The sequence below is a fragment of the Meiothermus sp. genome (assembly GCF_025056915.1).
GTDB lineage: Bacteria > Deinococcota > Deinococci > Deinococcales > Thermaceae > Meiothermus.
Genome location: NZ_JANWVH010000015.1, coordinates 1 through 25,696, shown reverse-complemented (window position 1 = coordinate 25,696; position 25,696 = coordinate 1). Strand labels below are relative to the sequence as shown.

Genomic DNA, 25,696 nt, shown 5'->3' with positions numbered 1-25,696 from the left:
CAGTCCGTAAGCCGAACATAAACGAATCATCATTTACGTTAGCAGCCAAACGTCAGCCGACCTTCAAAAAAAGAACCCCCCCACCATGGGGAGGTCGGAAATGCTGCTATGGCTCAGGCCAAACCCAGGCTCAGTTCTTGCTCTTCGATGGCAATTTCGCCGTTTCTCAGGGTGACAAAAAGGGTGCGGCCCGGGCGCGAGAGCAGCTCGAGGGAGAGCGGGTCTTCGATTTTCTCGCGGATGAGGTTGCGCAGGATGCGGGTGCTGCCCTGTTTGGGGGCCTGTTCAACCAGCCAGGAGGCCACGGTGGGGTCGAAGCGGACGGTTTTTTCGCGGGACTCGAGCTCCTTGGCGATGTCCTCGAGCATAATCTGCGCCACCTGCACCAGCTCCGGCTGGCTCAGGTTGCGGAAACGGATCACCTCGTCGAGGCGGTCGAGGAACTCGGGGGTAAAGAGTGCCTTGAGAGGGCTTTCGGTGTCCACTTCGCGGTTGGTGAACCCAATGGCGGGCCCCACGTTGTAGCCGGTGTTGGAGGTCATGATCAGGATCACCCGGCGGAAGTCCACCGTGCGGCCCAGGCCGTCCGTGAGGCGGCCCTCGTCCAGCACCTGCAAGAAGGTGTTGTAGATGTCGGGGTGGGCCTTTTCGATTTCGTCCAGGAGCACCACGCTAAAAGGCTGGCGCCGAACGGCCTCGGTCAGGCGGCCCCCCTGCTCGTAGCCCACGTAGCCCGGCGGGGCCCCAATCAGCTTGGAGATGGAGTGGGGCTCCTGGAACTCGCTCATGTCAAAGCGAATCAGGGCCCGCTCACTGCCAAAGAGCACCTCGGCCAGGGCCTTGGCCAGATGGGTCTTGCCCACACCCGAAGAGCCCACAAACAGGAAACTGGCCGAGACCCGGGTGCGCCCGCCCAGCCCCACCCGGCTGCGCCGGAGGGCTGCGGCCAGGGCCTCCACGGCCTCTTTCTGGCCGATAACGCGCTTGTTGAGCTCTTCTTCCAGGCCGAAGAGCTTGCTGTCGTCCTTGTCGTCCACGTAAACCCCGCCCCAGGAGTCCACCACGCTCTCGATGTCCTCGCGGGCGACCAGGGGGGTGCCGTCTTCGTCCATGGCCACCGGCATGCCCAGCGAGTCGTTGAGGCGCACCCGGCTGGCCGCTTCGTCAATCAGGTCTATGGCCTTGTCGGGGAAGTTGCGCCCGGGCAGGCTGCGGATGCCAATCTTGACCGAGAGGCCCAGAATTTCGTCGGGAATCACCACCCCGTGGTGGGCCTCGTAGCGGGGGCGCAGGCCCTTCAGGATTTCCAGGGTTTCCTCGGGGGTCGGCTCGAGCACAATCACCGGCTGGAAGCGGCGCTCGAGGGCCGCGTCCTTTTCGATGTAGCGGTGGTACTCGCCGGTGGTGGTGGCCCCAATCACCTGAATCTCGCCCCGGCTCAGGGGCGGTTTCAGAATGTTGGCCGCATCCAGGGTGCCCTCGGCCCCCCCGGCCCCAATCAGGGTGTGCAGTTCGTCAATAAACGCCACCACCTTGGCGTTTTTAAGCTCTTCGATAATCTGCCGCAGCCGCTCCTCGAACTCGCCCCGGTACTTGGTGCCGGCCACCACCCCGGCCAGATCCACCGAGACGATACGGGCCCCCCGCAGCACCGGCGGCACCCGCCCCTCCACGATGGCCTGGGCCAGCCCCTCCACAATGGCGGTCTTGCCCACGCCGGGGTCGCCGACCAGCACGGGGTTGTTTTTGGTGCGGCGGGCCAGAATCTGGATGACCCGGTTAATCTCCTCGGCCCGGCCAATCACCGGGTCGAGCTTGCCTTCGCGGGCCTCGCGGGTCAGGTCGCGCCCGTATTCGTCCAGAAACGGGGTGGCCACTGCTTTTTCTTTGGTCTGCTCACCGGCTTGCGAGAGCACCCGCCAGCGGATGGTGTCCACATCCTTGGCGTAGTGGGTCATGATGCGGTAGGCGATGCCGTCGCCCTCGCGGATGATGCCCAGCAGGATGTGCTCGGTGCCAATTACCTGGCTGGACATGTTGCGGGCCTCGGCCCCGGCCAGCTCCATCACCCGCCGGGCGCGGGGGGTGATGGCGGGCGGCTCACCGGTGCGGCTGCCCTCGCCCCGGCCCACGAGTTCTTCGACCATGCGGCGCATGGCCTCGAGGCTCGCCCCGTACTCCATCAGGATGCGCGCGGCTGTACCCCCTTCGCGCATCAGGCCCAGAAGCAGGTGCTCCGGCCCGATCATGCTGTGGCCGAGGCGGCTCCCTTCCTCCCTGGCATAGTGAAATACCAACCTGGCGCGGTCGTCGTACCTGTTCAAGCGCGAACCTCCTGATGTGTAGTGCAAGTATTCATAGCGCCGCTTTTTCCCTACCTCAATAATACAGTATGCCTCGCTCTTTCTAGGTGTTTGCGCCACACGTTACGAAGCGTTGCCGAACCCTAAAGAAAAGGTTAGCCCAACCCTTCAAAACCCCGTTAGCGACATTTGTCCTCGGCCAGCGAAGCCCGGTTACTGGAAGGTTGGGGTTGGTATGGCTTTAGGGAAATGAGGGTTTACTCAACCCAGTGCAAGCCTTTTGCCCTCTCGCCACCGCAAAAAGCCAGATGCTGCGTTGTAAAGGGCCCACGGGGGTGTCGGCGGGATGGCCGTTGCATATGTGAAGAGGCGTTGCCGCCGGGTAGGCCCGATGGCGAAAATGGCTCGGACGCGGTTTTGCGGGCTTTGCAGCGTGTAGCGCTTTGGCTTATTCCAGGCGGGAATCAATGTCCTCGAGCGGCACCTCGAGGTCTCAACAAGATGGCCGCAGCAGGCCGCGCTCGATTTTTTCGTAAAACCAGCCGCCCCATCCGCCGAAAGACCTCGGCCCGTGGGGTGGTCTGCTCGAGCAACCCGTACATTTGCAGGCTGCTAAGGCTCTGGTAGTGGAGCCATTTTTCTCCCCGGTCGGTTGAAGCCGTGTGCTCAGGCAGGACTTCTACAAAGAGACAGGGTTTTTATACCCTGGCATGGTCCTTTTGCTCCCAGTACGGCATTACATTGGGGTCATACAAGGCATCTACGGCCTGCGCCAGGGTATCGGCAATGGCCACCAGACAGCGGGTATTCTGGCCTGGATTCTCGAGCAGGCTGCCCAGTCGAACGGCCAGGCGGTTGTGGCGAGGGGTTCCGCCAGCCATCGGGACAATTTGACCCTGGATGAACTCGTGCTTTTCCTGCGAACCAGGCTCAAAGTCGAGAAACTCCACCACTGCCAGGTTTTTTCTGACCGGGGGCTCGAGCCGGGGCACGTTTTCAGCATAGCAAAATCCTTGCTTGGCTTGGCGCTATGTGTTAACCTGAAACCTGCGCTGAACCGCAGGAGTAGCCCGGCGTTCCGCTTCAGCGAGCCTGGGAGGGTGCGAGCCAGGCAGCCAAGAACCGGGTGAAGGGCAGCGGGCCATACTTCAGCGCAGCTCAAAGGGCCTTAGGGGCATTTTCCTAAGGAACTGGGGTGGAACCGCGGAGGCTTCAGTCCTGAACTTTCGTCCCCAGGCATTCGTGCCCGGGGTTTTCTCATTCTGCGGCACGGGGTGGTCGGGCCAAACCTTACAGGCCGAAGGGAGATATATGCCAGCCGAAACGATGGAAGAACTGGTGAGCCTGTGCAAGCGCCGGGGGTTCATTTTCCCTGGCTCGGACATCTACGGGGGCCTTCAGGGCACCTACGACTACGGCCCTTTGGGGGTCGAACTCAAAAACAACCTTAAGGCCGCCTGGTGGAAGGCCATGGTCTACGAGCGCGACGATATGGAGGGGCTCGACGCCAGCATCCTGACCCACCGGCTGGTGCTCTTCTACTCAGGCCACGAGGCCACTTTTTCCGACCCCCTGGTGGACAACCGGGTCTCCAAAAAGCGCTACCGGCTCGACCACCTGCTCAAGGAGCAAAAACCCGGAGTGCTGGAGACCCTCTCCCAGGCGATGGGCCTGCACGAGAGCGACAACCTGGCCGCTTTGGTCTCGCGCTTGCTGGCCGAGCCAGAAAAGGCCGCGCTGGCCATGAACACCGCCCGGGTGGTGGACCCTGCCGACGGCACACCGGGCGACTGGACGCCCCCCCGGCCCTTCAACATGATGTTCAAAACCAGCATTGGCCCCGTCGCCGACGAAGACTCCTATGGCTATCTGCGCCCGGAGACCGCGCAGGGCATTTTTGTCAACTTCAAGAACGTGCTGGACGCCACGGCCCGGCGGCTGCCGTTTGGCATCGCCCAGATTGGCAAGGCCTTTCGCAACGAGATTACCCCCCGCAACTTTATCTTCCGGGTGCGTGAGTTCGAGCAGATGGAAATCGAGTACTTCGTCAAACCCGGCACCGACGAGGAGTGGCACCAGCGCTGGCTCGAGACCCGCTTGGCGTGGTGGGCGGCCCAGGGGATTCCCCGCGAGCAAATCCGGGTGCTGGACGTGCCCAAGGAAGACCTCTCGCACTACTCCAAGCGCACCTTCGACCTGATGTACAACTTTCCCACCCTGGGCTTCGAGGAAATCGAGGGCATTGCCAACCGCAGCGACTACGACCTGGGCAGCCACACCAAAGGCCAGGCCGAGCTGGGCATCCAGGCCAGGGTGCTGGAAAACCACGACTCCACCACCAAGCTGGCCGTCCAGGACCCCGAGACCAAGCAGTGGTTCGTGCCCTTCGTGATAGAGCCTTCGGCGGGCGTGGATCGGGGGGTGCTGGCCGTTTTGTCCGAGGCCTACACCCGGGAAAAGCTGGAGAGCGGCGAGGAGCGCATCGTGCTCAAGCTCAAGCCGCACCTGGCCCCCATCAAGGTCGCGGTCATTCCCCTGGCCAAAAACAAGGAGGAAATTACCAGCTATGCCCGCCGCCTCAAGGCCGAACTGCAAGCCCTGGGCCTGGGGCGGGTGCTCTACGAGGACACCGGCAACATCGGCAAGGCTTACCGCCGCCACGACGAGGTGGGCACGCCCTTCTGCATCACGGTTGACTACGACACCATCGGCAGGAGCCAGGACGGCAGCACCGCCTTGCAAGACACCGTGACGGTGCGTGACCGCGATACCATGCAGCAAGAGCGGGTGCCGGTGAAGGAACTGGCGCAGTACCTGCAAGAGCGCCTGCGGGGCTGAATAAGGCCCCAAAGGGCGCACGGCTACAGTTGTTTGCGAGGCCAGCCGGACGTGTTGCGATTGGCCATTTGCACCGGCTGCCATGCCCGGGAGGGCGAAAGGCATTTTCCAGGCTGGCTCGAGCTGCTCGAGTCCCGCCTGGGGGTGGGGTACTTTGGCGGGGTGGGCAAAGGTGTTGAGGTGGAGTTTGTCTCGTGTCTGTCGCACTGCGAACAGGGTTTTGCGGTAGCGGTGGAGGACGCTGATGTCCGATGCCAACCTGAAAGTTATTGGGTTTCCGGCCCATCCAGATACTGCTTCGAAAAGGCATGGGGCAGAAGCGCACCAAGGGTGGCGTGGAGCTCGGGGCCATCCGCGCTCAGGCAGTGCACCGGAGTCTCAGAGGGGGCAAACTCGCTCAGCACCTGCCGACAGCCGCCACAGGGGGTTGCCGGTTGCTTCCCTCGGCTCATCACCCAGACTTCGACAATCTCCTGCTCGCCCGCCGAGACCATTTGCAGGGTTGCCGACTGTTCGGCACAGCGCGAGAGGGGATAGGCTGCGTTCTCCACATTCACGCCGCCATACAGCCGGCCTGACCTGGACTTGACAACAGCGGCGACCGCGAAGCCCGAGTAGGGGGCGTAGGCGCGGGTCAGGAGCAGATGCAACAGTTCTTTGACTTCTGGAGGTGTTTTGGACACCCCACCAGCATACTGCAACCGTTTCTAGGCTTCTTCCGAGGCCACCGACTCGCTCAGGGTCTCGTCGTCGCTGGGCTGGGGGGTTTTCTTCTGGGCCCGTACCCGCTCGATGCCCCTGGGGTCGGCAAGCTCCACGATGAACTCGAAACCGCCGTACAGGAGCTTTTCGCCCGCCTCGGGGATGCGCCCAAACTCGTTCATCAGGAAGCCCGACAGGGTGTCGTACTCGCCTTCGGGCAGCTCGATGCCCAGTTTCTCCGAGGCGTCCTCGAGGGGGATGGAGGCGTCCAGCATATAGACCCCCTCGGCCACCTCCTGCACCGGGGCGGCTTCTTCCTCGTCGGACTCGTCGTAAATCTCTCCGATGATTTCTTCGATGATGTCCTCGAGGGTAATCAGGCCGGCGGTGCCCTTGAACTCATCCACCACGATGGCCATGTGGGTCTTGCGGCGGCGCATCTCGCGCAACAGCTCGCGGGCCCCCATGGTCTCGGGCACAAAGTAGGCAGGGTGACAGATGCTGCTGACCTTGGTGTTCTCCATGACCGGGCCGCTGTACTCCAGCAGGTCTTTGATGTAGGCCACCCCGATGATGTTGTCAATGGTGTCGCGGAAGACCGGCACCCTGGAGTAGCGGTGCTCGCGGGCCATGTTCCAGAACTCACGCAAGGTGGCTTCCGCCGAGATGGCCACCATGTCCACCCGGGGCACCATGATCGAGCGCACCGGGGTCTCTTCGAGGTCGAGAATCTGGCTGATAATCTCGCCTTCGCTCTCGTCGAGCACCCCTTCCTTGGAGGAAGCCTCCACAATCAGCTTGAGTTCCTCGGCGCTCCCGACCATGGAGTGCGAGGGGGCTTCCTTGAGGCCCAGGAGCTTCAGAAAGAAGTTGCCGCTGCGGTTGAACAGCCACACCAGAGGAGCGGTCAGGCGCTGAAAAACGTTGAGGGGCAGGATGGTGTAGCCGGCGACCTGCTCGGTGCGTTGAAGGGCAATCCCCTTGGGAATCAGCTCGCCAAACAGCACCGTGATAAAAGTAATGATGATGACCGAGATGGCAAAACTCAGGGTGGAAAGCAAGCTGCTCTCGGCGGCGACGGAAGCCTGGCTCTGGCCAAACAGGGTGGCAATTCCGGCCACAATCAGGCGGGTCACGTAGGGTTCGCCAAACGCGCCCAGAATCAGGTTGGTGGCGGTGATGCCGAGCTGGGTGGTGGCGATGTAGGTATCGAGTCGGGCCATGGCCTGCTTGAGCAATTTGCCCTGCCAGGCCCCGCTTTCGGCCATCTGTTCGACCCGGCTGCGCCGAATCGCCACCAGGGCGAACTCGGCGGCTACGAAAAAAGCATTGATCAGGATGAGCAGGACGATGATGCCAAAACTGCCAGGGATACTTTCCATAGGGTTCGCGTTCGACCCATCCAAAAACTAACTCGCCCCGGAGCGTTCCAGGGCAATGCCAGGGCTACGTTTGGAAGGGGAGTCCATACGCTACTAGCCGCAAGTTTACCACAGCCCCAACCGGCTCACAAGCGGCGGCAAAAACAACAGAACCCCGATCAGAGCGGCAATTACGCTAACGACCAGCACCCCTGCGGCGGCCACATCCTTGGCGGCTTTGGCCAGGGGATGATAGTTGGGCGAGACCAGGTCGACCAGGGCCTCGAGGGCGGTGTTCAGCAGTTCCAGGCCCAGCACCAGGGCTATCAGCAACAAAACCGGCACCAGGTTGACCTGCAACCACAAAGCCAGGCCCAGGGCCGCCGCGCCCACGTAAACCTCGAGGCGAAAGTTGCGCTGGCTTTTCCAGGCCAGTTGAACCCCCGCCCAGGCATAGGCAAAGGAGGCCCGCAGGCCCCGCAAGGGCAGGGGGTCGGAGCCGGGCTTGGGGGGTGGGGTCAGGGTGGGCATGGGGCCAGGGGGAGGGGTGTTCGACGGGTGGTTTTGCCACCCTCGGCCATAGTAGCTTACCCGAACCTCAGAGCTCGAGGATGCGCGCTTGCACCTGCCGGAAGCCTTCCCACTCCGCCTCGCTCAGGTGGTCGTGTCCGAGAAGATGCCACAGGGCGTGGGCCGCCAGCACCTTGACCTCGCTGAGCAGGCTGTGGCCCTGTTCGGTGGCCTGGCGACGCGCGGTGTCCAGGCTAATCACAATATCCCCCAGGTGGGGGGGCACAAAGGGGTCGCCGGGCTCGTAGGTCGGAAACGAGAGCACGTCGGTGGGGGCGTCCTCGCCCCAGTGCGCCCGCTTGAGGGCCCGAATGGCGGGGTCGTCGGTCAGGATGAGCGTAAGGGATTTGTCCTGGTGCCCGAGTTCGGCCAGCAGGCTTTGCAGGGCTTTGCGCACCTGGGGGCTCAGGCCCCTGGGCAGGGGGGTTTGGGCGACCACATGCACCCGGGCCATCGCCAAGCCTTAGCGCTCGCTCTCGTGCTCGTGGGTCTCGTAGGCCTTGATGATGCGGGCGACCAGTGGGTGCCGCACCACGTCGGACTCCAGGAAGCGCTGCTGGGCGATGCCCTGGATGCCCTTGAGTATGCGCATGGCCTCCACCAGGCCGCTTTTCTGGGCTTTGGGCAGGTCAATCTGCGTGATGTCACCGGTGATGACCACCCGGCTATTAAAGCCCATCCGGGTCAGGAACATCTTCATCTGCTCGGGGGTGGTGTTCTGGGCCTCGTCCAAAATGATAAAAGCATCGTTGAGGGTGCGCCCGCGCATAAAGGCCAGCGGGGCCACCTCAATGACCCCCGACTGGATGTACTGGTCGAAGCGCTCGGCATCAATCATGTCGAAGAGGGCATCGTAGAGAGGGCGCAGGTAGGGGTCAATCTTGGCCTGAAGGTCGCCGGGCAAAAAGCCCAGACGCTCCCCGGCCTCCACAGCGGGGCGGGTCAGGATGATGCGCTTGATTTTCTTGGCTTTCAAAAAGGCCACGGCCATGGCCACGGCCAAATAGGTTTTACCGGTTCCGGCCGGGCCGATGCCAAAGGTGATGTCGTGGCTGCTGATGGCCTCCACGTACTGTCGCTGCCCGGGGGTTTTGGGCTTGAGCCGACCGGGCAGGGTGATTTCGTTGCCCAGGGCCGGTGTGGCCGTCTCGACCGGCAGCGACTGCCCATTTTCGGCGACCAGAATGACCTGCTCGAGGGTGCCTGCGTCAATTTCGGCCCCCTGGCGCACCAGGGTAACCAAATCCCGCACCACCCGCTCGGCCAGCCGCACTTCCTCGGGGTCGCCCGATATCTGCACTTCCTGCCCGCGCACAACCAGCTGGGCCGGGAGGAGCTTGCGCAGGGTTTTGAGATGCTTGTCGCCGTGGCCGAGCAAGGCCAGGGCTTCTTGGGGTGAGCGCAGGGGGATTATCGCTTTGGTTTGCGTACTCTTCTCCAATATTGGCTCCTGGGTTCGGCCAGCACCTGATGCCAGACCACCCCATTCAGAATAGCATGGGGGGTTGTGGAGAACGCCCACGGCTCGGGGGGTTTGCTTTTGGGTTTGGCAGCCGGCGGAGCTGGCCGCGGCGGCTCCTGGGCCGGACGGGCCCCGGTTCGGGCCAGACGTTCGCGCTCGATTTCCTCGAGGGTTTTAGGGCGCGGGGCAGGCGGGGTTTTGGGCCTGGGGGGGGGGCCAGGCTGGCTGGCCGGGGGCCGGGTGGAAGTCGTGCTGGCCGGAGGTCGAGCGGGCGGCGCGGTGGGGGCAGGCGGACGTGCAGGAGCGCTGGACTGGGGGGGCGGTGCCTGCCGGGGTTGGGCCGGTGGACGCCGCTCCTCGCCGGGGAGGGGAATCTCGTCCGGTTCGAAATCGGGCGGCATCTGCTGCCCCCGCCGCAACAGGCCCTGCAAGGCGGGCAGCACGATAAAAAAGAACAGGAAAAGCAGGCCTAAGAGGTCATCTAAACCCATACGAGCCTCCAGGAAGGGGGGGCAGGCGCAGGGAAGAGGGGCAGGCAGCCCCAAACCCCCGGTTCCCCTGCGGCCTGGTGCTGGTTGGCGCTTCCTTCATCCCCACCTTCCCCCTGTGGCCTCTAGCGCGGGGACGCACCCGACCCGCCCTCGGGGGTGCTGCCGCCGCTGGCCTTGCTGATGGATTCGCGCATGTCGGTGTCGGCCTCGATGTTCTTGAGCTGGTAGTAGTCCATCACCCCCATCCGTCCGCTGCGCAGGGCCTCGGCGAGCGCCATGGGCACGGCGGCCTGGGCCTCGACCAGCTTGGCCCGCATGGCCTCGACCAGGGCTGCGTTTTCCTGTTCCACCGCCACCGCCATGGCCCGGCGCTCCTCGGCCTTGGCCTGGGCGATTTTCTTGTCGGCCTCGGCCTGGTCGGTGCGAAGCTGGGCCCCGATGTTTTTGCCCACGTCCACTTCGGCGATATCCACCGAAAGAATCTCAAACGCCGTACCGGCGTCCAGGCCCTTGGCCAGCACGGTTTTGGAGATGCGGTCGGGCTGCTCGAGCACCATTTTGTGGTCTTCCGACTGGCCAATCGAGGCCACGATGCCCTCGCCCACCCGGGCCACGATGGTCTCTTCCCCGGCGCCCCCGACCAGCCGGTCAATGTTGGCCCGTACGGTAATGCGGGCCGTGGCCAGCAATTGGATGCCGTCTTTGGCCATACCGGCCACCATGGGGCTGGTGATGACCTTGGGGTTGACCGAGAGCCGCACCGCGTCCAGCACGTCGCGGCCCGCCAGGTCAATGGCGGCGGCGCGGTCGAAGTTGAGCTTGATGCCCGCTTTGTCGGCGGCAATGAGGGCATCCACCACCCGATCCACGTTGCCACCGGCCAGGTACTGGGCCTCGAGCTTGGCGGTTTCCACCGGAATCCCCGCCTTGAAGGCCTTGATCATCGGATTCACGATTTTGGCCGGGGGAATTCTGCGAAAACGCATCCCCACCAGGGCGGTCAGGGGCACGTTGACCCCCGAAAACAGCGCCGTAATCCAGAGCGGAACGGGAACCAGGTAAAAGAACAGAAAAACCGCCAGCAAAGCGATACCTGCTACGATCAAAGCTCCAAACTCCATGTAGTCCTCCTAACGAAGCGGGTTAACCGTCAAACCTTATCCTAAGGGTACATCATTGCAAAGCCGCCCAATGGAGCCCCGCCGCAGGCCAAGAGCGCACCATACGAACCTAGGCCCCAGCAGCCCGTCAGCCCTCTACCTTGCGAACCACCACCCGGGGCCCTTCGACCTGCACAACCCGGATGGTCTGACCACGGTCAATGAACTCACCTGCGGTCACCACATCTACCCGACGGTCACCGAACTGGGCCGTACCTGCCGGTCGCAGGTCGGTAAGGGCGCTGCCGATTGCACCGAGCAGGGACTCCAGCTCGTTTTTGGGGGGGGCCACCTCCTCTACGGCGCTGCTCAGCACAAAGGGCCGGGCCACCCGCCCCCGCGGTAGGTAGCGGAAGATCAGGAAGAGCCCCACCGCCAGCCCAATGATGGCAAAGGAGCCCACCTGCAGGGCCTCGTCGCCAAAGGTGAAATAGATGGAGGCCCCAATCAACCCGAGCCCCACCAGGCCCGGAATGCCAAAACCGGGGGTCACGAAGAGTTCGAAGGCCACCAACAACAGACCGCCAAAGAGCAGGATGATGGTGAGCGCACTGGAAAGGCCAGCCAGGTAGCCCCCCAGGAAGAACAGGCCCAACGAGGTCAGGCCGATGATGGCGGGAATAAAGGTGCCGGGGGTGAAGAACTCCAGAATGAGCCCCAGCACCCCAACCGCCAGCAGGATGGCCGCAATGGTGGGGTCGGTGAGGAAGCGGGCCACCCGCACCTGGGGGCCGGGCTGCACTTCCTGGGTCTCGGTGTTGAAACCGGCTTTCTCGAGGGCCGCCCGCAGGCTGGCCACCTCGGCATCGGCCACCTTCAGTTCCACCGCCTTCTTGGCTGAAAGGGTCAGGGGCTCGCCCTTGGTGGTGATGCCGCGCACCTCCACCTCGGGGTCTACCATGGCCTCGGCGATGTTGGCCGGGCGGTTGCGGGCCTCGGCCACTGCCCGGAACTTGCCTTTGAGCGCCGAGATCACCTTGCGGTCGGCCGCATTGGCGTTGCCCACCACCGGCGTGACCGTGATGGGCAGGGCCGCCCCGATGTTGGAACCGGGCAGCATCATGATTTGCTGGGCGGCCAAAGAGATCAGAGCGCCCGCTGAAAAGGCGTTCTCGACCACCGCCAGGGTGGGCACGGTGGAGGCCAGGATGCGGTCGGTGATGCGGATGGCGGCATCTACCCGCCCGCCGGGGGTGTTGACCCTGAACACCACCCCGCTGGCCCCCTCGCGCTCGGCCTGCTCGAGGGATTGCTCCACGAAAGTGGCCAGCGGCCCGTCTATGGTTCCCTCTATGGGAATAACAAACGTTCGGGCCTGCGCCCAGGAGATAGCCAACAAGAGGGCGAAAAGTAAGTTTCTCACCAACTTTATCTTAGCAAGCCAGGTCAGGGGGAGTGTAATGTGAGGGGGGGTGGGCACGGGCCAGCAGCGGCCAGGCGCAGAACCCTTTCTGGCCTTTGGCAAATGCTTGCAGGGGGCTTAGAATCCAGTCGTGAAACTCGGGGTAATTGGATTTCCAGTCGAACATTCGCTTTCGCCCGTGATGCAAGAGGCGGCCCTGAGGGCGGCGGGGCTGGAGGGTTCGTACAGAGCCCTGGAGACCCCACCCCCCTTTTTACGGGCCCGTTTGCAGGAAATTCGGCGCGACTACGCAGGGGTCAACGTAACCATTCCACATAAAGAGAGCGTGCTGGCCTACCTGGACGAACTGAGCCCGGAGGCCCGCGCCATCGGTGCGGTCAACACCATTGTGTGCGACCGGCAGCGCTTGATTGGCTACAACACCGACGCGCCGGGGTTTATTTCAAGCCTTGATGAGGCCGGCATCCCTTACCGCAACAAAAAGGCCCTGGTGCTGGGCGCGGGGGGGGCCGCCCGGGCCATTGCCTACGCCCTCAAGGAAGAAGGGGCCCACGTAGCCGTTTACAACCGCACCCTCGAGCGGGCCCAAGCCCTTTGCAAAGCCCTGGGGCTGCACCTGGTTTCGGCGCCTTTGCTGGATGCGGCGGTTCATAGCTGCGATTTGCTGATTAACACCACCAGCGTCGGTTTGCAAGACCCCCTGAGTTCCCCCCTGCCCGAGGGCTGTTTGCCGCGTGCGGGGGCTGTGGTGGACATCATCTACAACCCGCCGGTGACCCGCTTGATGCTCGAGGCCCAAAGAGCGGGCCTGCCCACCCTGGGGGGGTTGCCCATGCTGGTCTGGCAGGGGGCGCTGGCCTTTGAACTCTGGACAGGGGTCAAGGCCGATCTCCGGGTCATGTACCAAGCAGCCCAGGCCCGGCTCGCTGAAGCCTTGCAGCCATGAGCGGCCCGCCATCAAGGCTCACCCTGGAGCGCGCCTGGCGCCACGAACTCGAGGTCAAACACTCGCGCTTTGTGGCCCAGGCTGCGCCGGTGACAAGTCCCGAAGAGGCCCAGGCCTTTTTGCAGTCGGTGCGGGCTCCCGAGGCCACCCACAACTGCTGGGCCTACAAGGTGGGGCCTTTGTATCGCTTTTCCGACGATGGCGAGCCCGCCGGTACCGCGGGACGCCCCATCCTGAACGCCCTCGAAGCGCAGGGGTTGGATGGGGTGATGGTGGTGGTGACCCGCTACTTTGGGGGGGTCAAGTTGGGCGCAGGAGGGCTGGTGCGGGCCTACGGAGGCGCCGCCTCAGAGTGCCTGCGGCAAGCCCCCAAGCGGGTTCTGGTGCCCCGGGTGCGCTGCGCCCTGCAAGCCCCCTTTGAGTTCAGCCAGACCGTGTTTCACCTGCTGGAGGGACTCCAGCGCGAAACCGAGACCTACACCGAAGCAGGTCTGGCCGTGGTTTTCACCCTGGAGGAAAGTCGGCTGCCCCAGTTCTTGGACGCGGTGCGCGACCAGACTCGAGGCCGGGCGCTTCTGCGAGTGTTGGAGCGGCTCGAGGCATGCTAGAGCGCTCTTCTCATATTTTGAGCCATTCGAGTTCGAGAAAGTCTGGTTCTGAACAGAACAGTGGCCGCCTGGAAACTTGAAAACATGCGCCTTGGCCCAGACGCAACGCAGACACTTGTCCCTTCTCGTTTTCGTGGCGGCCACGTCTGAGAAGAGCGCGATAACCGGCTCGCTTCTCGTATAGCCCCTGGTTCTCGCCTGCTAGCCTTCAATCACAATGGGCAGGATGACCGGGTTGCGCCCGGTGTTCTTGGCGATGAATTTCTTGACCGGGTAGTAGATGTCGTCGCGGATCTCCTCGAGCCGCTTCTTTTCCCGTACCCCTTTGTACAGCGAGTCCAGGGCCATCTTGCGCACCTCGCCCAATAGGCGCTCCCCGGCTTTCACAAACCCCTTGGAGATGACCTCGACCAGCGGGTCGCGGCTGACCAGCGCGGTAATAATGACCACCCCCTCGGCGGCCATGTGCTGGCGGTCTTCCAGGATTTCGTCGGTAATATCGCCCACACCCAGCCCATCCACATAGAGCTGGCCGTGCGGCACCTTGCCATCGAACTCGATGTTGTTGGGGGTGAGCTTGATTAGGCGCCCGTTCTCGGGAATCAGGATTTTTTCCGGCGGTTGTGGAAGGCTCTGGGCCAGCCATTTGAGGTTGGTCTGGTGACGAATCTCGCCGTGCCAGGGCAGCAAAAACCGGGGCCGGGCCAGGTTGAGCACGGTCTTGATCTCTTCGTGGCTGGCATGGCCCGAGGCATGCACGCGGTAGCGCGGGGGGTAGAAGACATAGGCCCCCAGGGCATAGAGCTGGTTGATTACGGTGTTGACCGCCTCTTCGTTGCCGGGGATGGGGCTGCTGCTGAGGATGACCGTATCGCCCTCCTGAATGCTCATTTTGGCGTGGTTGCCGGCAGCCAGGCGGGCCAGCACCGCCTCGGGCTGGCCCTGAGAGCCGGTGGTGATGACCAGCACCTGCTCGTCGGGCAAATCCTTGATTTCGTCGAGGGTGTAGAAACGGTCTTTTTGCTTGAAGTAGCCGAGCTCGAGGGCAATCCGGGCATACTTGAGCATGGAGCGTCCCTCGACCGCAATCTTGCGCCCATACTTCTCGCCGGCTGTGACCACCGACTGGATGCGGTGAATGTGGGAGGCAAAGGTGGTCACAAAAATACGACCCCTGGCAGCCCCGATTACTTTATCGAGCTCCTCGGCCACCTCGCTTTCGGTGGGGGTGATGCCGGGGCGCTCGCCGTTGGTGGAGTCAATAATCAGGCAGAGCACCCCCTCATCCCCGGCCTGGGCGATTTTTTCCAGGTGGGAGGTCTTGCCGTCAATTGGGCGCTCATCGAGCTTGAAATCGCCGGTGTGCACGATTCTGCCGATAGGGGTATGAATGACCATGCCGAAGTTGTCCGGAATGGAGTGGGTCATGCGGAACAGGTCGAGCTGGAAATAACGCCCCATGGGAATCCGGTCATCGGGGGAGACCTCTTTGAAGTGGTACTCACCGGGGTTGATGCCGAATTCCTCGAGCTTGCCCTTGACCAGTCCCAGGGTGAGCTTGGCTCCGTACACCGGCACCCGAGGCAACTGGGGAAACAGGTACGGCAGGGCTCCGATGTGGTCTTCGTGCCCGTGGGTGAGCACCCAGCCCTTAATCAGGTTCTTGTTCTGAATCAGGTAGTCAATGCGTGGAATCACGATGTCCACGCCCAGCATGCGTGCATCTGGAAAGGCCAGACCCCCGTCAATGACGAAGATCTCGTCTTCGTAGCGCACGGCGGTGATGTTTTTGCCGATCTCGCCGGTTCCTCCCAGAAACACAATCTCGACAGCGCTATTGGGTTTGCCCAGCAGGACAGGCCCCTTGGGTTTGGGCCTTTCTTGCCGCTTGCGCGGCCCCCTGGGACGGCTAAAAGGGGGGGTGTCGTTCATGGTTGCTCCAACGGAAATGCCGCATGGGTCGGAACAGGCCCGGCCCGGTCACGCCCTGGCGTGGGCAGTCTGTGGCTTTAGCCATAGCTACGCACAATGCAAGAACCCACACGGCTTGAAAAGGCCGGGGTTAGCGCTTGACCGGAGGTCGGCGGGGGGCGACCAGGCCCTCGAGCTCCGGACGAATCAAATCCACCCGACCCTGCTCATCAATCTTGTTGACCTTGACCTTGAGCTTGTCGCCCAATTTGAGCACATCCTCGACCTTCTCGACCCGGCCCTGGGCCAGCTGGCTGATGTGCAAAAGCCCATCTTTGCCGGGCAGAATTTCGATAAAAGCGCCAAAGTTGGTGATGCGCGTGACGGTGCCTTCGTAAATTTCGCCCACCTTGGCCTCGGCGGTCTGACCCAGGATGCGGGCTTTGGCCTCCTCGGCTGCGGCGGCATTGGTGCTGTAGAGGCGGATGGTGCCGTCTTGCTCGATGTCAATCTCCACGCCGAGCTCCTCGAGGGCGCGGATGTTCTTGCCCCCCGGCCCAATAATGCCGCCGATTTTCTCGGGGTTGATCTTGAGGGTCAGGATGCGCGGCACCTGGGGCTTCATCTCGGCGCGGTGGGTGGGCACGGCCTGCTCCATCAGGCTCAGGATGTGCAGCCGGGCCTCGCGGGCCTGGTAGAGCGCGGCCCGCATAATCTCGGGGGTGAGGCCCTTGATCTTGATGTCCATCTGCAAGGCCGTGACCCCATCGCGGGTGCCGGTGACCTTGAAGTCCATGTCGCCCAGGGCATCCTCGAGGCCCAGGATATCGGTCAGCACCACGGCCTGCTCGCCCTCCTTGACCAGGCCCATAGCCACCCCCGCCACGTGCTTTTTGAGGGGCACCCCGGCATCCAGAAGGGCCAGGCAGCCCGCGCAGACCGTGGCCATGCTGGAAGAACCGTTGGACTCGAGCACGTCCCCCACCACCCGGATGGTGTAGGGGAACTCCTCCTTGGAGGGCAGCACCGCCTTCAGGCCGCGCTTGGCCAGGTTGCCGTGTCCCACCTCGCGGCGGCTGACCCCCCGCAGGCGCTTGACCTCACCGGTGGAGTAGGGGGGGAAGTTGTAGTGGACCAGGAAGGGGTCTTCGGTCTCAATGCCGAGGTCGTCCACCAATTGAGCGTCTCGACCGGTGCCCAGGGTGACCACGCCCAGCACCTGGGTCTCGCCCCGGCTGAAAATGGCCGAGCCGTGGGGTTTGGGCAGCACATTGCTCTCAATCCAGATGGGGCGCACCTGTTGAGGCGTGCGCCCGTCGGCCCGCTTGTTTTCCTGCAAAACCAGCCGGCGCAGCTCCTGCTTGACCACCTCTTCGAAGGCCTCGGCCACCAGCTTGCGCCGCTCCAGGTCCACCGTGCCGTCTGGCTGCTGGGGCACAAACTCATCCAACAGCGCCTCGCGGAAGGCCTCCAAAGCCGCCGAGCGTTCGCCTTTGGAAGCGGTCTGCAAAACGCTCGAAAGCCCTTTTTCCATGGCCCGCCGGTAGAGGGCGGCCTGGGTTTCGGCGTCGAGCTGGGCCGGGGGCACGTGGGCAAACTTTTCCTTGCCGAGTTCGGCCCGCATCTGCTCCTGTAGCTCCAGAATGGGCTGCATGGCCCGGTGGGCAAACTCGAGGGCCTGCACCAGCTGGTCTTCCGAAACCTCTTTGGCTCCGGCTTCCACCATGATGATGGCGTCCTTCGAGCCGGCCACCACCAGGTCGAGCTGGCTATCTTCCTGCGCTATGGGGTTCAGCACCAAACGGCCATCCTGCAAGCCCACCCGTACCGAGGCGATGGGGCCCTCCCAGGGGATGTCGGAGAGCATCAGCGCGGCGCTGGCCGCAATGGGGCCCAGAATGTCCGGGGTGTTTTCCTGGTCGGCGGAGAGCACCGTCAGAAGCACCTGCACCTCATGCCGGAAGCCTTTAGGGAAAAGGGGCCGGATGGGGCGGTCGGTCAGACGGGCCGAGAGAATGGCCTTTTCGCCGGGTCGCCCCTCGCGCCGCATGAAGCTGCCTGGAATGCGCCCGACGGCATAATGCCGCTCTTCAAACTCGACCGTTAGGGGCAAAAAGTCGGCCTGGATGGGGGCCTCGGAAGCCTGGGCCGTGGCCATCACCACCGTCTCGCCATAGCTAACCCAGACCGACCCGGAAACATGCTTGGCATATTTTCCGGTTTGAATGGTCAGGGTACGGCCCCCCACGTCCACGCTGTAGCGCTTGCCTTGGGGTATTGGGTTTTCCGCGTTCATATCAACTCCTGAGGGCCCAGTTATAGCGCTGGGTACGCTTTAGGGCTAAGTTAAAAGGTCGGCTGCACCCCACCGGGGGTGATGCATCGGGCACGCACTCTGGATGTGGAATAGGTAGCTTGCGGGTCGGGACATATTCAAGAGGATGCGCCGAGCAATGAGCTGGTGAAAGTCGAGGGGCTTAGCCTTAAGTGATTGGCGGAGCCAACCCCCGGCCCCGCCTACCGAGTCAACTGCATTGTACATGAAAGAGAACGTCCGGGGTTGCCCCCGGAGCTTTTTTTATTTTCGCAGCCCAAGTTTTTCAATGAGCGCCTTGTAGCGAGCTTTGTCTTTGTTTTCCAGGTAGGTCAGCAATCGCTTGCGCTGCCCGACCAGGGTCAGCAGACCGCGCTTGGCGGCCACGTCCTTGTTGTGCGCACTCAGATGAGAAGACAAGCGGTTGATGCGCTCGGTCAGGAGGGCTACCTGCACTTCAGTTGAGCCGGTGTCGCCGGCTTGATGGGCGTGCTTCTCGATGACACGGGCTTTTTCTTCTTTGGTAAAAGGCATGAAAGTCTCCTTGTCGGGTGAGCCGCAGTCCTCTTGACCGGGGCTTCCTCATGGCCTGCTCGAGGCCAGCTAGCTAGTATAGCGGCCCTTGCGGGTAGGGTCAAGCAAGAGCAAAAACATGGCTGAAAGGGCAAAAGCGGCTCCGGTGAAAAAGGCCACGCTGGCACCAAAATGTTGCCATAAAAAACCAAACAGGGCACTGGCCGGCAGCAAGAGCAAGCCGACCAGGGTGTGGTAGAGCCCAATGGCGCTGGCCTTTTCGGTGGCCGGGATGATTTGCGCCAGATAGGCCCGGCTGCTGCCCTCGAAGGCAGCGCTGTACAAAGCGTACAGCAAAAACAAGGCAATTCCGTGCCAGGCAGCGAAACTGAAGCCGAACCCCAGGTAGACCAGGGCATAAGCGGCGAACCCCAGCAGCACCAAACGACGCGCACCCAGGCGGTCTGCCAATGACCCCAGCGGATAGGCGAACAGGGCGTAGGCCAGGTTGTAGCCGGTGTAGACCAGGGTGGCCTGGGCCGCCGATAGACCCAGGTCGTTCAGGCGCAGAATCAGGAAAGCGTTGGAGGACAGGCCCAGCGTAGCCACGCCCGTTGCCAGCAAGAACCAGCGGTATTGCGGCGAAAACGCCGATAACCGAAGGGCCGGCAAGGGTCGGGCGAGGCCGCGCTTCTCCCTTAAGAAGAGCAAAATAATGAGGGTGGCCAGAACCGCAGGAATGGCCGAGACCCAAAACACCCCGCGAAAGTCCAGCAAGGGCAGAAGCAAGAAGGCCAGAAACGGCCCGAGCGTGGCCCCCAGGGTATCCATGGCCCGATGCAGCCCGTAGGCTCGTCCGTAGCTGTCCTGGCTGGCCACCTCGGCAATCAGGGCGTCCCTGGGGGCGGTGCGAAGCCCCTTGCCCACCCGGTCCAGAAACCGATAGGCCAGTACCTGCCAGGGGGCTACGGCCAAAGCCAGCACCGGCCTGAGCAAAGCCGGAAAGCCATAGCCCAACAAAATCAGCGGCTTGCGGGCCGCCATCCGGTCTGAGATGCGCCCTCCGACGACCTTGAACAGGCTGGCTGTGGCCTCCGCAATGCCTTCGATCAGGCCAACCAGCGCTGTAGAGGCCCCCAGCACCCCGGTCAGAAACAAGGGTAGGAGCGGATAAACCATCTCCGAGGCGATATCGGTAAACAGACTGACCGTGCCCAGAACATAAACTTCGCGGGGCAGCTTCTTCATGGCCCTCAATCTACAGCCAGCTTCATGCATCAGGCCGGTGGTCGGGCGGGACTTCGCCAAACGAGAAATGCCCCTGGGCCGGGCCAGAGGCATATCTCGAGGGGAAAGGTCACCAGAGCCGCTGCCCCGGAACCGGGTTCATATTGGTAAACATCTGGAAGAGCACCGGGCCGTAGGCCAGCACCACCAGCACAACGGCGATGCCAAACCAGAACCAGACCCGCTCGGTCAGCAGGGCCAGGCTGCTGCCTTCCGGTTTGGAGATGACCTCACTAAAAGGCACTTCGGCCATCACCTGGCTGGGCTCACGGCGGCTTTGCAGGGCGGTGGCGTAGATGACGTAGAAGAACAGGATGGCCGCAATGAGCAGGATAACCCCCGACACAATGTTCAAGACCATCCAGGCCGCGCTGTCGCGGAAGGCCTCCATGGCCACCGGGCTACCCGAGATGTGGGAGCGACGGGGCACGGCATACAGGAAGCCCATCCAGTGAAGGGCGAAGGTCATGATGAACATGCCCAGGAACCACAGCCACTGCGAGGCCAGGGCCAGGCCGCGGGCTACCAGCGGTTTGCCGGTCAGGTGTGGAATCAGCCAGAAAGCCGTGCCCATCGCAGCCATGGTGACCAGGGTGCCCACTTGCAAATGAAAGTGACCGGGAATCCAGACTGTGTTGTGGACGTTCTGGTTGAGGTTGAAGCTGGCATTGACCATCCCGCCCGCGCCCCCGGGGATGAAGGCCAGGAAGCCCAGCAAGAAGGCCAGCACGGTGGGGTTGTTCCAGGGGAGGGCGGTAATCCAGCCCAGGATGCCTTTGCCGCCGTTGGCCCGACCTGCAACCTCGAGCGATGCGGCAATGGTGAAGGCGGTTATCAGACTGGGCACCGCAACCATCATGGTCAGGATGGTATGGATCATTTTCCAGTAGGGGGCAATGCCGGGGTCGGCGAACTGGTGGTGGAAGCCTACCGGCACCGAGAACAGCAAGAACAACAGGAAGACCAGGCGGGACAGCGGGTCGGAGACAAGCTTGCCGCCGGCCAGCCGGGGCAGGGTGGTGTAGGCCAGGGCATAGGCCGGTAATAGCCAGAAATACACGATGGGGTGGCCGGTGTACCAGAACAGGGTACGCATCAAGAGCGGGTCTACCCCTGCCACCAGGCCCAGCGACCAGGCAATCAGGAACAGTGCCTCCACGACCAGGCCCAAACTGGCCAAAAGCCACATCAGCCAGTAGGTGACCGACATATAGGTGGCCAGAGGGGTAATCTTGCCTGGGTTGGCTTTTTTCCAGCGCGCCCACATGTCAAGTGCCAGATAGATGCTGACGTAGCTGGAAAGCACAAAGATGGCTGCTCCCACATAAAAAGCCCAGTGGGCCTGGAGGGGTGGATAAAAAGTGTACAGCACGCTGGCGGCATTCCCCAGCAAGGGGAGGGCAGCTATGAGAAGCCCAATCAGGGCCATCCAGAACGAGACCCAGGCCAGGGTCATATTGGGCTTCAGACCCAGCTCTCGAGCGGGCAGGTAGACCATAATGGCCTGGCCAAACAGCTGGGTGAAAATGATGGCGTTCAGCACACCGTGGAGGGTCAGACCCTGGTAATAGCTCTGGAACACCGGCTTGAGGAAGGGGTATAAATCCAGCCCGCCATAGTTGAACGACTGCAAGGGGCCAAACAGGGTGCCGACCATCAGGGCGATAAAGCCCAGCATCAGCATAAATAGGGTGTATTTCTTTTCGGGCGCACCCACGTAGGCATCGTTCATGGGAAAGGTTTTGACTGCCATCAAAGACTCCTTTTAGGGTTCCACGATTAGCTTGCTGATCATGTTGGCGTGACCAATTCCGCAGTATTCGTTGCAGATGATGCGGTATTCACCAGGCTTCTCAAATGTATAGCTCAATTTGGCGATCTCACCCGGAATCACTTGAACGTTGATGTTGGTGTTTTCGACCTGAAAGCCGTGCTGGACATCCGGTGAGGTAATGTAGAACGTAACTTTCCGGCCTGCTTTGAACTTCATTTCCGCAGGTAGGTATCCAAATGAAAACCCTTGAACATATGCGACGTACTCGTTGCCCACTTGTTCAACCCTTGGATTGGCAAAATTCCCCTCGGTGCGAACCTTGGTAGCATCGATGCGGCCAGCACCTACCGGGTTCGTATTCCCCATCGTTAGCATCATGTACCCAATCAGGATGATGAAGACCGTAATCATAGCCAGGCCGAAAAAAATCCAGGCCCGCTCATAGCGCTCCAGGATGTGCTCGTTGTGTTCCATGTTTTAACCCCTTGCCAGATGCATGAAGAAGTGGAAAAACCAAAAGGTCAGGATGAACACCGTCACCACCCCAACCACCACGAGTGCACCTATGGGTCGTTGTTCTTTTTCTTCCATAGCGGTTTCCCCCTTGGAGGGAGTCTAAGAAGGTGGTGAGAGTACATATGTCCTAAGGAAAAACGTCCCGAAACAGAAAATAGTCATCGAAAGGCCTTGGTTCGAGCGCCCCGGCACACAGGGTTTCGCTTTCATGCGGGATCGAGCAACGCCCTTCTGGCAGAAGATTTGCGTAGCCTACCCACAGCTTGGATGAATTTGGGGTGTACTGTCCTCTTCAGGCATTATGATTGCGGAGTATGACCCAGACCCCTCCCACTGCCAAAGCCTCGATTGATGCTCTTCGAATCCTGGCCCTGGACGCCGTCGAGCAGGCCAGGTCCGGCCACCCAGGTATGCCCATGGGCATGGCTCCGGCGGCTTACGTGCTCTGGACAGAGTTCCTGAAACACAACCCCAAAGACCCCCAGTGGCCCGCCAGGGACCGCTTTGTGCTTTCGGCAGGCCATGGCTCGATGTTGCTCTACGCGCTGCTTCACTTGACGGGCTACGACCTGCCCATGGAGGAGCTCCGGCGCTTTCGCCAGTGGGACTCCAAAACCCCAGGGCATCCCGAGTACGGCCACACGCCCGGCGTTGAGGTGACGACAGGGCCACTGGGCCAGGGCATCTCAACCGCAGTCGGTATGGCTATTGCCGAGCGCAAGCTGGTGGCCGAGTTTGGCGAAATTGCCGAGCATTTTACCTATGTGATTGCTTCCGATGGCGATTTGATGGAAGGCGTGAGCGGCGAAGCATCGTCTCTGGCGGGGCATCTGGGGCTGGGCCGGCTGATTGTGCTGTACGACGATAACGAGATCTCGATTGACGGTAGCACCGAGCTGGCCTTTACCGAAGACCGCCTGAAACGCTACGAAGCCTACGGCTGGCACGTGGTGCGGGGGGTGCATGGCGAAGACCTCGAGGCCATCCGATCTGCCCTGCGCGAAGCCCAGGCCGACCCCCGCCCGAGCCTGATCTCGGTGCGCTCGATCATCGGGTTTGGCTCGCCCCTGGCAGGCCATCACAAGGCCCACTCCGACGCGATGGGCCCCGAAAAAGTGGCTGCAACCCGGCAGGCCCTGGGCTGGCCCTACGAGCCGTTTGTCATTCCCGAGGAGGTTTACGCCGACTACCGCCGTGTGCTTGAAAAGGGCGCAAAGGCCCAGGCCGAATGGGCCGAAAAACTAACCGCCCTGGCCGAGTCCCAGCCCGAAAAAGCCGCTGAGTTCCGACGCCGGCTGAATCGCCAGCTGCCTCAGGGCTGGGAGGTGCACCTGCCGAGCTTCACAGCCGGCGAGAAGCTCGCCACCCGAGCGGCTTCGGGCAAGGTGCTGGAGAAACTGGTGCCGGTGCTGCCGGAACTGATGGGCGGCTCTGCCGACCTGACCCCCTCCAACAACACCCGCACCCCGGACATGACCGACTTCAGCCAGGCCAACCCTGAGGGCCGGTACATTCGCTACGGGGTGCGCGAGCACGCCATGGGAGCCATTATGAACGGCCTGGCCCTCAGCCGGGCCCTGCGGCCCTACGGCGGAACCTTTTTGGTTTTCTCGGACTACATGCGACCGGCCATTCGCATGGCCGCAATCATGGGGGTTCCTACGGTTTTTGTCTTTACCCACGACTCAATTGGGGTCGGTGAGGATGGCCCCACCCACCAGCCCATCGAACACGTGATGAGCCTGCGGGCCATCCCCAACCTGTGGGTGATCCGGCCTGCCGATGCCAATGAAACCGCCGTGGCCTGGAAGATGGCTTTAGAGCGCACCGACGGCCCCACCGCCCTGATCCTGACCCGCCAGGCCCTGCCGGTGCTGGAGGGGGTGCGGCCCCAGGGGGTTGAGCGTGGGGGCTACATCCTGGCCAATGTGCCCGAGGCTCGAGCGGCCATTGTGGCCACCGGCTCGGAGGTGTCGCTGGCGCTGGAGGCCCAAAGGCTCCTGGCCGAGGAGGGGATTGCGGTGCGGGTGGTCTCGCTCCCCTGCTGGGAAGCCTTCGAGGCCCAGCCCGACACCTACCGCCAGGGGATTCTACCCAGAAGCCTGCCCACCCTGGCCCTCGAGGCCGGCACAACCCTGGGCTGGGAGCGCTACGCCCACCGGGTGGTGGGTTTGAACCGGTTTGGGGCCAGCGCTCCCTTTGCCGATGTGTACAGCAAACTGGGCTTCACCAGGGAACGGGTGGCTGCCGAAGTCAAAGCCTTGCTGGGGGTTTAGATGATTCAGACCATTTTTGCCAACCTGCCCGCGATGCTCTTCACCCTGGCCCTGGGGGCGGCCCTCCTGGGCCTGCTGTTCTGGGCTTTGGCCTTGCAGGGAGCGGCCAGCAAGCGAACCGCCCAGTTCTTGTGGGGTCTGGCCGTGGGCCTGGCGCTGATTGGTTTGATTCGGGCGATGGCCGGGCCGTAGGGGGCGTTCACTCTTGCCTGGCGCAGGGGTCTCATGGCGGCAAAGCGATGGGGCGGGTGTTGGCTCGAGGCTCTGGACGCCACTGGGCGCAGTAGTAGACTGTGAGCCATGCCCAAACACGTGGTGAGCGTTTCCATCGGCTCCTCCAAGCGCAACTCCAAGGCCGAAATCTATGTGGCAAGCCTGGGCGAGACCTTTGTGCTCGAGCGCATTGGCACCGATGGGAGCTGGGAAAAGGCCATTGAACTGGTCAAAGAGCTGGACGGCAAAGTGGATGCCTTCGGGCTTGGGGGGGCCGACCTGTACGTGTACGCCGGACGGCGCCGCTACACCTTCCGCGACTCGCAGCGCCTGGCCGATGCAGCCCGCAAAACCCCCATGCTGGACGGGTCGGGGCTGAAGCATACCCTCGAGCGCAACGCCGTGCGGCAGCTCGAGCACGAGATTGGCTGGAAAGACAAAAAAGTGCTGGTTCCCAGTGCGGTAGATCGCTTTGGGTTGGCCGAAGCCCTCGATCAGGCCGGGGCCAGGGTGCTCTACGGCGACTTTATATTTGGACTGGGGCTGCCCATTCCCCTTTACCGCCTGTCGTTGCTGCAAAAAATCGCCTATTTGCTGCTCCCCCTCATCACCCAACTGCCCTTCGAGTGGCTCTACCCGACCGGCGAAAAACAGGAAAAACAGGTCAAGGACTGGCGCCAGCGCTATTTTGAGTGGGCCGATGTGATCGCGGGCGACTGGCACTTCATGCGCCGCTTCATGCCGGAGAATATGCAGGGCAAGTTGATCCTGACCAACACCACCACCCCCGAGGACCTCGAGTTCATGCGCGATAGGGGCGTGGCCAAGCTCATCACCACCACCCCGCGCCTGGAGGGCCGCAGCTTCGGAACCAACGTGATGGAAGCCTTTATCGTGGCCGCGGCGGGCAAGTACCCCTTGAGCGAGGCCGATTACCTCGAGTACATCGAGAAACTGAACCTGGGGCCCGAGGTCACTGAGTTGCAGCCAAAGGTCCAAAACTAGAGCGCCCTTCACATATTTAGAGCCATTCGACTATAAGAAAGCTTTGTCCTGGACAGAACAGTGGCGGCCTGGAAACTCGAAAA

22 protein-coding genes and 1 pseudogene are annotated in these 25,696 nt (G+C 62.4%); 6 read left to right on the top strand and 17 right to left on the bottom strand.

Going from position 1 to position 25,696, the window contains the following annotated elements; genetic code table 11:
- Positions 1 to 113: 113 nt before the first annotated feature.
- On the bottom strand, positions 114 to 2,324 hold the full coding sequence (locus tag NZN28_RS04170; protein ID WP_295395517.1) for an ATP-dependent Clp protease ATP-binding subunit: 2,211 nt from the start codon (positions 2,322 to 2,324) through the stop codon (positions 114 to 116).
- A gap of 443 nt (positions 2,325 to 2,767) precedes the next feature.
- A pseudogene (locus NZN28_RS04165) lies at positions 2,768 to 3,253 on the bottom strand (Uma2 family endonuclease).
- A 361-nt stretch (positions 3,254 to 3,614) separates the two neighbouring features.
- Here NZN28_RS04165 and NZN28_RS04160 point away from each other — a divergent pair.
- Positions 3,615 to 5,141 (top strand): glycine--tRNA ligase, encoded by a 1,527-nt coding sequence (locus tag NZN28_RS04160; RefSeq protein ID WP_295395516.1) that lies wholly within the window; start codon positions 3,615 to 3,617, stop codon positions 5,139 to 5,141.
- A gap of 266 nt (positions 5,142 to 5,407) precedes the next feature.
- Here NZN28_RS04160 and cdd read toward each other — a convergent pair whose 3' ends face one another.
- The 8 genes from cdd to NZN28_RS04120 form a co-directional block, all read right to left on the bottom strand.
- The gene (gene cdd / locus NZN28_RS04155) at positions 5,408 to 5,824 is read right to left on the bottom strand and encodes a cytidine deaminase (RefSeq protein ID WP_295395515.1); all 417 of its coding nucleotides are present in this window, start codon (positions 5,822 to 5,824) and stop codon (positions 5,408 to 5,410) included.
- Between the two features lie 24 nt (positions 5,825 to 5,848).
- Positions 5,849 to 7,225 (bottom strand): hemolysin family protein, encoded by a 1,377-nt coding sequence (locus NZN28_RS04150; RefSeq protein ID WP_295395514.1) that lies wholly within the window; start codon positions 7,223 to 7,225, stop codon positions 5,849 to 5,851.
- A gap of 105 nt (positions 7,226 to 7,330) precedes the next feature.
- Positions 7,331 to 7,735: a diacylglycerol kinase gene (locus tag NZN28_RS04145; protein WP_295395513.1), complete on the bottom strand. Its 405-nt coding sequence runs from the start codon at positions 7,733 to 7,735 to the stop codon at positions 7,331 to 7,333.
- 67 nt (positions 7,736 to 7,802) lie between these two features.
- Entirely contained in the window at positions 7,803 to 8,228 is a 426-nt protein-coding gene (ybeY, locus tag NZN28_RS04140; RefSeq protein ID WP_295395512.1) for an rRNA maturation RNase YbeY, read from the bottom strand.
- A gap of 9 nt (positions 8,229 to 8,237) precedes the next feature.
- Positions 8,238 to 9,215, bottom strand: a complete 978-nt coding sequence (locus NZN28_RS04135; protein ID WP_295395511.1) for a PhoH family protein — start codon at positions 9,213 to 9,215, stop codon at positions 8,238 to 8,240.
- Positions 9,185 to 9,727 carry a hypothetical protein gene (locus NZN28_RS04130; RefSeq protein WP_295395510.1) on the bottom strand — a complete coding sequence of 181 codons (543 nt, stop codon included), beginning with the start codon at positions 9,725 to 9,727 and terminating at the stop codon, positions 9,185 to 9,187. Before NZN28_RS04130 ends, NZN28_RS04135 begins: the two co-directional genes overlap by 31 nt.
- 122 nt (positions 9,728 to 9,849) lie before the next feature.
- Positions 9,850 to 10,848 (bottom strand): flotillin-like protein FloA, encoded by a 999-nt coding sequence (gene floA, locus NZN28_RS04125; protein WP_295395509.1) that lies wholly within the window; start codon positions 10,846 to 10,848, stop codon positions 9,850 to 9,852.
- Between the two features lie 127 nt (positions 10,849 to 10,975).
- Positions 10,976 to 12,250 carry an NfeD family protein gene (locus NZN28_RS04120; protein ID WP_295395508.1) on the bottom strand — a complete coding sequence of 425 codons (1,275 nt, stop codon included), beginning with the start codon at positions 12,248 to 12,250 and terminating at the stop codon, positions 10,976 to 10,978.
- A 130-nt stretch (positions 12,251 to 12,380) separates the two neighbouring features.
- Between NZN28_RS04120 and NZN28_RS04115 the strand changes: the two genes are divergently transcribed.
- Both NZN28_RS04115 and NZN28_RS04110 read left to right on the top strand, forming a co-directional pair.
- Entirely contained in the window at positions 12,381 to 13,196 is an 816-nt protein-coding gene (locus tag NZN28_RS04115; RefSeq protein ID WP_295395507.1) for a shikimate dehydrogenase, read from the top strand.
- Positions 13,193 to 13,804 (top strand): YigZ family protein, encoded by a 612-nt coding sequence (locus tag NZN28_RS04110; RefSeq protein WP_295395506.1) that lies wholly within the window; start codon positions 13,193 to 13,195, stop codon positions 13,802 to 13,804. The genes NZN28_RS04115 and NZN28_RS04110 overlap by 4 nt, the downstream gene beginning before the upstream one ends.
- Positions 13,805 to 14,005: 201 nt before the next feature.
- Here NZN28_RS04110 and NZN28_RS04105 read toward each other — a convergent pair whose 3' ends face one another.
- The 7 genes from NZN28_RS04105 to NZN28_RS04075 all read right to left on the bottom strand — a co-directional run bounded on the left by NZN28_RS04105 (position 14,006) and on the right by NZN28_RS04075 (position 22,194).
- On the bottom strand, positions 14,006 to 15,736 hold the full coding sequence (locus NZN28_RS04105; protein ID WP_295395505.1) for a ribonuclease J: 1,731 nt from the start codon (positions 15,734 to 15,736) through the stop codon (positions 14,006 to 14,008).
- Between the two features lie 130 nt (positions 15,737 to 15,866).
- The gene (gene pnp / locus NZN28_RS04100) at positions 15,867 to 18,011 is read right to left on the bottom strand and encodes a polyribonucleotide nucleotidyltransferase (RefSeq protein WP_295395504.1); all 2,145 of its coding nucleotides are present in this window, start codon (positions 18,009 to 18,011) and stop codon (positions 15,867 to 15,869) included.
- Positions 18,012 to 18,293: 282 nt separating this feature from the next.
- Positions 18,294 to 18,563 (bottom strand): 30S ribosomal protein S15, encoded by a 270-nt coding sequence (rpsO, locus tag NZN28_RS04095; protein WP_295395503.1) that lies wholly within the window; start codon positions 18,561 to 18,563, stop codon positions 18,294 to 18,296.
- 69 nt (positions 18,564 to 18,632) lie between these two features.
- Positions 18,633 to 19,790: an MFS transporter gene (locus NZN28_RS04090; RefSeq protein WP_295395502.1), complete on the bottom strand. Its 1,158-nt coding sequence runs from the start codon at positions 19,788 to 19,790 to the stop codon at positions 18,633 to 18,635.
- A gap of 109 nt (positions 19,791 to 19,899) precedes the next feature.
- Positions 19,900 to 21,582: a cbb3-type cytochrome c oxidase subunit I gene (locus NZN28_RS04085; protein ID WP_295395501.1), complete on the bottom strand. Its 1,683-nt coding sequence runs from the start codon at positions 21,580 to 21,582 to the stop codon at positions 19,900 to 19,902.
- 12 nt (positions 21,583 to 21,594) lie between these two features.
- The gene (locus tag NZN28_RS04080) at positions 21,595 to 22,077 is read right to left on the bottom strand and encodes a cytochrome c oxidase subunit II (RefSeq protein WP_295395500.1); all 483 of its coding nucleotides are present in this window, start codon (positions 22,075 to 22,077) and stop codon (positions 21,595 to 21,597) included.
- Positions 22,078 to 22,080: 3 nt separating this feature from the next.
- Entirely contained in the window at positions 22,081 to 22,194 is a 114-nt protein-coding gene (locus NZN28_RS04075) for a cytochrome c oxidase subunit 2A (protein ID WP_295395499.1), read from the bottom strand.
- Between the two features lie 239 nt (positions 22,195 to 22,433).
- On the opposite strand from NZN28_RS04075, the gene tkt reads away from it, so the two are divergent.
- The 3 genes from tkt to NZN28_RS04060 all read left to right on the top strand — a co-directional run bounded on the left by tkt (position 22,434) and on the right by NZN28_RS04060 (position 25,613).
- Positions 22,434 to 24,395: a transketolase gene (gene tkt, locus NZN28_RS04070; RefSeq protein WP_295395498.1), complete on the top strand. Its 1,962-nt coding sequence runs from the start codon at positions 22,434 to 22,436 to the stop codon at positions 24,393 to 24,395.
- On the top strand, positions 24,396 to 24,587 hold the full coding sequence (locus NZN28_RS04065; protein WP_295395497.1) for a hypothetical protein: 192 nt from the start codon (positions 24,396 to 24,398) through the stop codon (positions 24,585 to 24,587).
- A 108-nt stretch (positions 24,588 to 24,695) separates the two neighbouring features.
- Positions 24,696 to 25,613: a quinate 5-dehydrogenase gene (locus NZN28_RS04060; RefSeq protein ID WP_295395496.1), complete on the top strand. Its 918-nt coding sequence runs from the start codon at positions 24,696 to 24,698 to the stop codon at positions 25,611 to 25,613.
- Positions 25,614 to 25,696 lie beyond the last annotated feature (83 nt).

What these genes read in the sequence shown, in the direction of transcription:
- NZN28_RS04065 (WP_295395497.1), top strand. Translation starts at nt 24,396, where the DNA reads ATGATTCAGACCATTTTTGCCAACCTGCCCGCGATGCTCTTCACCCTG.
- NZN28_RS04060 (WP_295395496.1), top strand. Translation starts at nt 24,696, where the DNA reads ATGCCCAAACACGTGGTGAGCGTTTCCATCGGCTCCTCCAAGCGCAAC.
- pnp (WP_295395504.1), bottom strand. Translation starts at nt 18,011, where the DNA reads ATGAACGCGGAAAACCCAATACCCCAAGGCAAGCGCTACAGCGTGGAC.
- floA (WP_295395509.1), bottom strand. Translation starts at nt 10,848, where the DNA reads ATGGAGTTTGGAGCTTTGATCGTAGCAGGTATCGCTTTGCTGGCGGTT.
- NZN28_RS04085 (WP_295395501.1), bottom strand. Translation starts at nt 21,582, where the DNA reads ATGGCAGTCAAAACCTTTCCCATGAACGATGCCTACGTGGGTGCGCCC.
- NZN28_RS04150 (WP_295395514.1), bottom strand. Translation starts at nt 7,225, where the DNA reads ATGGAAAGTATCCCTGGCAGTTTTGGCATCATCGTCCTGCTCATCCTG.
- NZN28_RS04130 (WP_295395510.1), bottom strand. Translation starts at nt 9,727, where the DNA reads ATGGGTTTAGATGACCTCTTAGGCCTGCTTTTCCTGTTCTTTTTTATC.
- NZN28_RS04160 (WP_295395516.1), top strand. Translation starts at nt 3,615, where the DNA reads ATGCCAGCCGAAACGATGGAAGAACTGGTGAGCCTGTGCAAGCGCCGG.
- rpsO (WP_295395503.1), bottom strand. Translation starts at nt 18,563, where the DNA reads ATGCCTTTTACCAAAGAAGAAAAAGCCCGTGTCATCGAGAAGCACGCC.
- NZN28_RS04105 (WP_295395505.1), bottom strand. Translation starts at nt 15,736, where the DNA reads ATGAACGACACCCCCCCTTTTAGCCGTCCCAGGGGGCCGCGCAAGCGG.
- NZN28_RS04110 (WP_295395506.1), top strand. Translation starts at nt 13,193, where the DNA reads ATGAGCGGCCCGCCATCAAGGCTCACCCTGGAGCGCGCCTGGCGCCAC.
- tkt (WP_295395498.1), top strand. Translation starts at nt 22,434, where the DNA reads ATGACCCAGACCCCTCCCACTGCCAAAGCCTCGATTGATGCTCTTCGA.
- NZN28_RS04090 (WP_295395502.1), bottom strand. Translation starts at nt 19,790, where the DNA reads ATGAAGAAGCTGCCCCGCGAAGTTTATGTTCTGGGCACGGTCAGTCTG.
- NZN28_RS04075 (WP_295395499.1), bottom strand. Translation starts at nt 22,194, where the DNA reads ATGGAAGAAAAAGAACAACGACCCATAGGTGCACTCGTGGTGGTTGGG.
- NZN28_RS04145 (WP_295395513.1), bottom strand. Translation starts at nt 7,735, where the DNA reads ATGCCCACCCTGACCCCACCCCCCAAGCCCGGCTCCGACCCCCTGCCC.
- ybeY (WP_295395512.1), bottom strand. Translation starts at nt 8,228, where the DNA reads ATGGCCCGGGTGCATGTGGTCGCCCAAACCCCCCTGCCCAGGGGCCTG.
- NZN28_RS04080 (WP_295395500.1), bottom strand. Translation starts at nt 22,077, where the DNA reads ATGGAACACAACGAGCACATCCTGGAGCGCTATGAGCGGGCCTGGATT.